We start from the raw sequence: 9,671 nt of genomic DNA, 5'->3' as shown, positions 1-9,671 counted from the left end.
GTTGCTGTTAAAGCAGAAGGCTGTAAACAGGCCGGGGGTGTAAATTCATAAGCCCCAACGTCCGGTGTTGTCAAACTTCTTGGATTACCATCAATATCTGTTAATACTCCCAGTGGGGTACCCATATTATCAACTGCTACGTTGGTTGGTGATAATTGCCCTCCAATTGGATTGGCCAACATTGGGTTGATATCAACTGAATTGGCATCACCTGATGTAGCAAGTTGCCAATCAGCCAAGGTTGCTTGCGCCGATCCTGAATAACCAATAGAATTGGTTCCTGCAGGTGCATCAACATACAATACATTATAATCACTGTCAATGGTAGATGCTGCTGTTGAAAAATACAAAGCATATTTAATACCTGTACCACCACGGGTTATTGATATGATGTTGTTTTTGAACTCAATGTCTGTTGCAGTTGTAACCTGATGAAATCCTCTGGTCAAACCTCCGGTGGCATTGGCATCATCCAGAGAAATGGTGTTATGGTAATAGTGTACACCGTCGCTGCTGGAGTTATAGAATGCATAAATTGACCCGTTGTTATTAATATTATAAACAACATTGTTGATCACTTTGTTGGCATTGCCAAGTGTAGCATCAATACCGGTATGATAAATACCATATGTAGTATTAGTGTTATCTCTACCTGAGCCTTTATAAGCATCATACATCCTGTTGCTTTCAATCAAGTTGTTTTCACCACTGGTAACAAAGTACATGCCATAAAAAGTACTTACATCTGATCTGGTTGGCCTGCTGATATCATTATTTGTAATGAATGCATTTGAAATACTTCTTAAATACAAGCCATAAAATCTGAAATCTTGAATGGTGTTACCAGAGATTATGTTGTTCATCGAGTTATTTGCAGATGATTCTCCATTGATGGTAATACCATAATAACCACCAATAATGGTATTATTGACAAAAATATTGTCAGTACCCGGCGAACCTGTTGTTGAAGTGGCACTCGTTAAACTACCTGAAACTACAATCCCGGCATTGGTAGTACCAGTATTGCTAAAGGTAGATGTCATATCAATTGTACAACTTGTAATGGTATTGAAATCAGCATCATTGGTCAACTGAATCACAAAGTTATTATCCACAGATTGAGTGACCAGGTTAAAATTAACCAAAGTAATGTAGTCAGCCCCATCTAGAAGTATGAGTGATCTGCTTCCACTAGTGGTCATGGCTGTCATTGTTTCCCCATTTCCATTAAATGTAATGGTATTAACAGCACTGGCTCCAACTATTTCAGGGATTACAATTTGTTCGTCATAAGGTCCTGATCCCGGTAGAATATTCATTGTTACCGGAGCGGAAACACCACAATTAATCAGTGAGATGACGGCTTCATTTAGAGAAATAAAGTCTCCGGTTCCAGCGGCGTCTATAGTATAGCTTCCCGCCAGTGGGGCTAGACAACCTGTAGTAAAAGTGTGAGGTCCTACCCAAACACTAAGATCACCACCGCCACAATCGGCCCTTACATAGAAATCGTACTCAGTGAGTTCAGTTAAGCCACCCTGAGTATATGGGTTTGTAGTTACTCCTGCAGTAGTTGGAACTTCTGTTGGAGTAAATCCTGCAGGGCCTAATTCAATATCCCAAGTGGTAGCTGTACCGTTTTCGGTCCATCCCAAATCAGCTGATGTTGCAGTAAAATTGGTTGCTTCCAAATCTGAAGGCTGTGGGCAGGCCGGGGGTGTAAATTCATAAGCACCCGGATCTGGTGTAACAGCATCCCTGGGGTTTCCGTCGATGTCAGTTAAAACACCCAATGCAGCACCAATGTTGTTAACAGCACTATTGCTTGGGGTAAAATCACCACCTAGTGGGTTGACATATAAAGGATCTGCATCAACTGAGGCATTGTCATAGATACCGCCATTGGCAATTGTTTGCCATTCAAACAATGTTGTATATCCAGTAGTAGAATAATATCCTACACCGTTGGTTCCGGCTGGTGCGTCTACATAGAGTACATTGTTATCACTTGCAATAACAGATGTCCCGGTATTATAATACAAAGCATATTTTGTACCGCTTCCTCCTCTGGTTATGGTAACGATATTGTTTTTAAACTCAATATCTGTAGCAGTGGTTGTTTGATAAATACCTCTGGTTGTTCCCCCTGTAGCAGCTGTGTTATCCAGGGATACTGTATTGTGATAGTAATACACACCGTCACTGCTGGAGTTATAAAGGCCATAGATGGTTCCGTTACCATATATATTATAAATAAGGTTATTGACTACCATGTTATGATTGCCCACTGTAGCATCTACACCAGAGTGCCAGATACCATAAGCAAGACTTGTGGTGGTGGGATCACCTGCATGTAAATCATAAATCCTGTTTGCCTCCACGAGATTGTTCTCACCGCTGGTCAAAAAGTAAATACCATAGGCTGAGCCTGTATTTGCCCTTGTAGGCTGGCTGATATCATTGTTTGTAATCGTAGCATTGGTAATGCTTCTTAAATACATACCATACAATCTGAAATCCTGAAGAACGTTATCTGAAATTACGTCATTCAATGAATTGTTTGTTGACGACTCACCATTGATGCTAATACCATAATACCCACCGATAATGGTATTGTTTGTAAATGTATTATCAGTACCTCCCAGGTTGGTTGACGAAGTAGCACTCGTCAAACTTCCTGAAACTACAATCCCGGCATTGGTAGTTCCTGTATTGAGAAACGTAGAGGACATATCAATCATATTGTTATTGATCACGTTAAAATTAGCTTCATTGACAAGCTGAATAACAAAGTTGTTATCTTCAGATATGGTGACCAGATTAAAGTTATCAATGGTCACATAATCAGCTCCATCCAATAGGATAAGAGATCTGTCACCTGTAGTGGTTGTGGATGTCAAGGTTTCGCCATTACCGTTGAATGTGATGGTATTGACTGCACTGGCACCAACAATCTCATTAATAATCACTTGCTCGTTGTATGGGCCTGAGCCGGTCATTACATTAAAGGTCACAGGACCTGAAATCCCACAGTTGTTAAGATCAAATACAGCATCTGTTAAAGTAGCATAATTGCCTGTGGCGCCTATAGTGTATGTTCCGGAAAGTTGTGCGGTACATTCTGTTTGGAATGTAAAGGGTCCTGACCAAGTACTGAAACCATCAGTCCCGCAATCTGCCCTTACATAATAATCGTATTGTGTAACAGGTGTTAATCCCGGTAGCGTATAAGGATTGGTAACAACACTCACTGTTGGTGTGCCCGAAGGTGTAAAACCTGCTGCTCCATATTCAATATCCCAGGCTGTAGCAGTGCCATTTTCCTGCCATCCAAGGTCAGCAGTGGTTGCTGTCATGTTGGTAGCTGTTAAAAGCGATGGATCAGGACATAGAGGTGCTTCTATTACAGAAACGTCATCAATGGCCACATCATCATAAAAATCGGTACCGTTGTTTTCATCAACAATAAATCGTAATTGGATAGGACCGGTAATCGTTAATGAAGACAAGTATATTTCAAATTTCTCCCATTCCCCGTTCAGTGTATTTGAATCGCTGAAAAACACCTGGTTCCATGCAGCACCATCCCAAACTTCAACAGAAAAGTCAACGTTGCTAAAGCCCTCATTATGGCTTATTAAATAGAAAGATAACAAAGGGGTTGTAAGCCCACTCACATCAATTAGCGGGCTCTCCAAGGTAGTTCCCAATACATTGGGAGTTGAATCATCGACCCAGGCAAAATAGCCTCCACTGGCAGTTGTGCCGCCCATAGTACCATTATTACCTATATGATTGGAACCAGCGGAATTTGCAAACTGCCAGTCTTTGGCATTTGAAGCACCCTGACTCCAGCAATTGGGTATGGAACCTGCGTTTTCAAAATCTTCAGTCCAAGGAGCAACTACTGCTACACAAGGCGTTGTGAATGCAAAAGGTCCGGACCAGTTGCTAAAACCGTCAACACCACAATCAGCTCTAACATAAAATTCATAGGAAGTTTCTGCTGCCAAGCCCATGAGTGGGTATGGATTTGAAGTAGTACCCGCTATGGTAGGGGAGCCTGTGGGTGAAAACCCGGCTGTGCCCCATTCAATGTCCCATGTTGTGGCCGTTCCGTTTTCTGTCCAGCCTAAATCTGCCGTTGTAGCAGTAATGGCTGTTGCTGTTAAGTTTGTAGGATCAAAACAAGAGGGAGCTTCATTTATTGCGATATCGTCTAAAGATATGTCACCTTCAAAACTAGACCCTTTCACACCCCTGAACCTTATTTGTATGTCCCCGGTATAACCTGTTAGATTGACAATTAGTTGTAACCAAGGATCAGCTTCACTTGTTTGCTGTTCACCTAGTATAGATGCCACACCATTGGTCCAGGTTGTTCCGTCATGGACATCAATATACAAATCACCCATGTTTACTCCATACATATGATAATAGAAGTACAGTGCAGGATCAGTCAAAGTGTTGATATTGATCACCGGGGTGACAAGGTATGCTTCATCGCCCGTAGAGCCATTTGTAGCTTCTAAATAAAAATAATTCGTTCCGCTATTAGCACCTGAAGGACCTGTGTTTGAAGAAGTAGTAGTGCCAGTTCCAATATTCCAATCTAAGGTAGATTGTGAAGATGCTGTCCAGCATTGAGAAAGACTCAGGTTAGTAGTTGGTGTGTGCGCCTCTACATCATCCAGCCATGGAGCTGCTATTGAGACACAAGGTGTCGTAAATGTGTGGGGGCCTGACCAGTTACTTAAACCATTGGCACCACAGTCTGCACGCACATAAAAATCATAGGATGTATTGTCTGTTAAGCCGCTAATCGGGTATGGGTTTGAGTTTGTACCGGATATGGTAGGGGAGCCTGTGGGAGTAAACCCAGCACTACCCCATTCTATATCCCATGTTGTAGCTGACCCCATTTCTGTCCAGCCTAAATCAGCTGATGAAACAGTAATATTACTTGCATTTAAAGATGTTGGATCTGCACAAAGAATTTGTACTACAGTAAAATCTGTAACATCAAAATCTAAGTCATTGGGTGTGCCCCATTGGCCTACTGCAATATAAACAGTGTTTCCAGCAGATATATTTGCAGAAACGGTTTTTGAAACATTACTAGTTGATACACCAGATGCATCCAACTCATTACTGAATTCATTTCCAATACAGTCATCAAAGATTCCTATACCGTTCCAACCATTTCTTGTGAAAATGGTCATTGAAATATTTTCAGCAGTAACACCTGCTGTATATTCAAATAAATATACATCATCGTCCCAATAAAATCCGGAAATAGATGTTCCTGTTGGATTGACATTCCAATCTTCAGGACCTCCTGTTCCGGGAGTGGTAATCCCCATTTGTGTGTACCCGTTTGTAATCACAACACCTGAGTTGCAACCAAATTGGGCAAATACACCATAGCTTGTAAACAAAAGGGTTACAAGCAAAAAAATAATTTTTTTCATAATATGTTAATTTAATTAAACGTTTTTTCCCCAAAAAAAGTGACTTCTTAATTGGTTAATTTTAGTAGGGAAACTTAAATTTTAGTTAAGAGTTGCTAAATGTAATTAAAATTTTGTTAAACAGAAAATCCTATGCGGTTTTAACAGCGAAAAGCCTGTTGATTTCTCATGTTTATTTTAATAGCTATTGTTTTTCTTTTTGCATAACCTTTTTATATTATTTAATTATAAACTTTTAAGTCAGTCATTATACAGGTGCGGAGTGTTTTCTTTTAAAAAAGCTTAAATTAATTTTTTTTCACCAACCCTTCAAGGGTTTTGAGCCCTTGAAGGGTTGGGGGTTGTGAGGGCTCATTACCAAAAATAATAAAAGCAAAAAGACAGCTCATATGGAAAATATGTGATTTGTGTAAACTTATCCTTTTATTTTGTAACATGCAGTTTTACAATAGTTTTCATCTTTGTAGTATTAAAAGTGAATAAAACCAGATTAGGGAAATACCGAAATGAAGTTTTTGGCATATCTTGAAAACCAATCACTAACGGTTACTATAAATCTTTTGATTGCTTAAAATCCTAATCTGAATTTAAAAGGGAGCCTTTGGGGAAGGGCTCCTTTTTTATTTCTCTTATCCTCGCGAATGTGGGGATAAAGCTATGGCGACACGGGGTCAGGCTACTGCAACAGCATGCGACAGAGCACCGACGGTGATGTTTGCGGTCTTACTTCAAACATATACAGTAGTAATTAATACTTATTGTATTATCATCCTGAACGTCAGGTTTACCCTTGGTGCAGTGACGAGTTTAGTGGGAGGGAGGCGGTGCAACCAATGGGTTTGTGTGCTACCTTTCATTACCAAGAGGCTGCCGTGTTCAAGAACAAGCGATACTTTTTCTTTGGTCGCTTTGTGCTTGAAAGCAAATTTGCGTTCGGCTCCAAAACTCAGTGAGCCAATGGCACCATTCTTTTTCAGGTCTTTTTCCCCGTCACTGTGCCAGGCCATGCCTTCTTCACCGCTGTGATAGAGGTTGAGCAAGCAGGAATTTAAGGTTTTCCCGGTTTTTTTCTCAATAACCGTTTTTAATTGTAACAACTCGTCAGTCCAGGGCAACAATCTACAAGACGTTTCCTAAGTGCTAACTCAATTAGACTCGTGTAAAATAATGCAGCTAAGGCCTTAAGCATTAATAACAACCCCAAACACTCAAAAACTCACAGACTCCTAAACTCACAATCTTCTTAATACTTAATAATAGCTCCATACTAGCTTCATAATAGTCCCATAGTAGTCCTATATACACTTCATATAAGCTTCATTAAATCCATTAAAAACGTAAATCATTGAAAAACAGCAAACAAACACAATCAGGGTAAAAAACGAGAGTATAACCTTAAACTCCAATATGCACCCCCATTCCAAAACCAAACCTTTCTGCCTAAAGTAGATTTCAAAATGGATATGAGAAAATATAAAAGAAACTTTTATTTAGTGGTGAATGGTAAGAGGAGAGTGTTTTTCTCTGCGTTCTCAGCGCCTCTGCGGTGCAAATGAGATGAGCGAGGAAGCAACTGCGATACAGTGACACTTTTTCCTTGTAATTTTTGTTACCTGCTTGTGCCCATTGTGGTTAAAAAATAAAGTCATCAATCCCCATTTCCCATTTTGTTCCTACCTTTAGGGGATGTTTATCCAACCATTACCAATAGTTCTGTTTTGTCTGCTGCTGAGTACTGCCGCTTTTTCCCAAGCGGTGGACAGCACCCAACTGTATTACCAATGGGTAGACAAGCCCACACAGCCCGACCATTTGCCCTCGGGTTATTTTTATTATTTAGATGCCGCGCAAACCCATATAAAAAACGGCGATACGCTTCAGGCCATTGATGCCCAACGTCTGGCAGTAATTGCGGGTTTTAAGATGGGCACCTTTACTGAAAGCGAACAGGAAGCCGTGCAGGCCCTTCAGTGGCTGGATGCTTTGCCTGACAGTCCCGACACCGATAGCAATAGAGGTAAAAACAGCCGTTATGCCGGTCTCTTCAACCACCTGGGGATGCTTTACCGCAACAAAAACCATTTTGACAAGGCCTTTGATTACTATAGTCGGGCTTTGGCCTATGTAAAAACCACAAGGGACAGCATCGGTCTGTTGAACAACCGCGGCAATGTGTACCTGGACATGAAAAATTATCCATTGGCGGAACAGGATTTCCTGTTGGCCATTGAATTGGGTCGTCACATTGGAGATACCGCAAGATGGGCACGTGCCCTCAACAACCTGGGGGTGTTGCAACTGGAGCAGCACAACAGTTCGGGTACGGCAACCATACAAAAAGCCCTGCAACTGCGAAATCAAATCAATGATCTTGAAGGCAGATATTCCGGCATTCGGCATCTGGCACTTTTCGCTTTAAGCGAAAGGGATACCGCAACGGCACTGAATTATGCAACAGCCACACTTGATATTGCCCGCGAACTCAACAGTGCATCTTATCTGCTGGAGTCACTCTCCATACTGATGGACCTGAACAACGACCCGATGGTGAGCCGGTACAAAACGCTATTTGACAGTATCCATCGTGCCAAACAAGAGGAACAAAACCTCTATGCAGCCCTGCGTTTTGACGTGGAACGGGAAATACTCAATACCCAACGGGCAGAATTGTTGCTGGAAAAAGAGCGTAGCCAAAAAGCATTCATACTGATCATTGGTATTTTAGCTTTGGCCTTATTGGTTTTACTTATTGTCCTCATCCTGGGCAGGATCAGGCGCATCCGTAGCCAGGAGGTCATCAAAACCGAAAGCCGTATTTCCAAAAAGGTACACGACGAGCTGGCCAATGAAGTGTATCAGTTGATGGTTAAAATGCAGGTGGAAAGGGGCAGGGATGAAGACGTGCTCGATGACCTGGAACAGATTTACAACAAGTCGCGCGACATTTCCAAAGAGTATCAGGCACTGGATACCGAAGCCCCTTTTGACGAAACCCTCACCGATTTGCTGTCGGCTTACCAATCAAACAGTGTAAAAATCATCAAGCGGGAAACCGCCTCCATCGACTGGAACACGGTTTCCCCTGAAAAAAAGAATGCCATATACCGGGTGCTGCAGGAGTTGATGACCAATATGAAAAAGCACAGCCGGGCCACGCTGGTGGCGGTCGCTATGGGTCAGCAGCGTCAAAAAATAACGATTGATTATTCCGACAATGGGGAAGGCACTGTGTTAAAAAAGCAAACCGGACTTCAAAATGCGGAAAACCGCATTTTTACCTTAAACGGAATTATTACTTTTGAGTCACAGCCCGGAAAAGGGTTTAAGGCCAAAATTATCGTATAATGTTTTCAAAAGCACTAATAGCAGACGATCTGGTAAGCATCAACACCGGTGTGCACAGCATCCTGGGCCCTATGGGCATTGCCCGTATTGACCGGGTGAATTATTGTGATGATGCCCGGTTAAAAATACTGGCAGCCGTAAAAGAGGGCACTCCCTATGAACTCCTTATCACCGATTTGTCTTTTAAAACCGACCACCGGGAGCAGAAAATCAAGTCCGGCGATGAACTCGCAATCCAATTAAAAGCCACTTATCCCGATTTAAAAATCATTGTCTATACCATCGAGGAAAAACCGCAAATCGTTCGCAACCTCATCCAAAAGCACCAAATCAACGGTTATGTTTGTAAAGGCAGACAGGGCTTGCAGCAGCTCACCGAAGCGGTGGAGGATGTGTATCAGGGCAAGACCTATGTTTCGCCTCAGTTGGTTTCGGCCCTGCATTCAAAATCGGTTTTAGAGATTGACGATTATGACATCGAATTGCTCAAGCAACTCGCCAATGGTCTCGTTCAGGACGAAATCGCCGACTACTTCAAAGAACACCACATCAAGCCCGCCAGTTTAAGCGCGGTAGAAAAACGCCTGGGTGTTTTGCGCAACCAATTTGATGCCAAAAACGGGACACAGCTTATCGCCAAGGCCAAGGATTTGGGGTTGATTTGAGGTCAAGGTTCAAAGTTCAAGGTTCAAGGTGGCGGGTTGTCCGGAGTCGGGGTGACCCCCTTTTTTGTCATTCCGTGGGAGTGATAGCGACGAGGAAATCGAAGATTCAGCGTAGCTAATCGCACCCTGTTGCTCAGGTACAGTTGCTCAAATACTATCCTCGCGTATGCGGGGATCTTGAAATTTAATT

The 9,671-nt window shown here is 42.2% G+C and carries 3 protein-coding genes and 1 pseudogene; 2 read left to right on the top strand and 2 right to left on the bottom strand.

Features of this window, described 5'->3' with window-relative positions; translation table 11 throughout:
• Together AC6F75_RS10100 and AC6F75_RS10095 are read right to left on the bottom strand one after the other, a co-directional pair.
• Positions 1-5,471: fibronectin type III domain-containing protein (locus AC6F75_RS10100; RefSeq protein WP_500714901.1), on the bottom strand; the 5,471-nt coding region annotated here is incomplete at its 3' end.
• A gap of 755 nt (positions 5,472-6,226) precedes the next feature.
• Positions 6,227-6,586: pseudogene (locus tag AC6F75_RS10095) on the bottom strand (alpha-ketoglutarate-dependent dioxygenase AlkB family protein); the annotation flags it as partial.
• Positions 6,587-7,157: 571 nt separating this feature from the next.
• On the opposite strand from AC6F75_RS10095, the gene AC6F75_RS10090 reads away from it, so the two are divergent.
• Entirely contained in the window at positions 7,158-8,816 is a 1,659-nt protein-coding gene (locus AC6F75_RS10090) for a tetratricopeptide repeat-containing sensor histidine kinase (protein ID WP_500714900.1), read from the top strand.
• The gene (locus AC6F75_RS10085) at positions 8,816-9,481 is read left to right on the top strand and encodes a DNA-binding response regulator (protein WP_500714899.1); all 666 of its coding nucleotides are present in this window, start codon (positions 8,816-8,818) and stop codon (positions 9,479-9,481) included. The genes AC6F75_RS10090 and AC6F75_RS10085 overlap by 1 nt, the downstream gene beginning before the upstream one ends.
• Positions 9,482-9,671: the final 190 nt, after the last annotated feature.

Source organism: Planktosalinus sp., from assembly GCF_059864935.1.
This window is presented reverse-complemented; position numbering and strand designations above follow the sequence as displayed.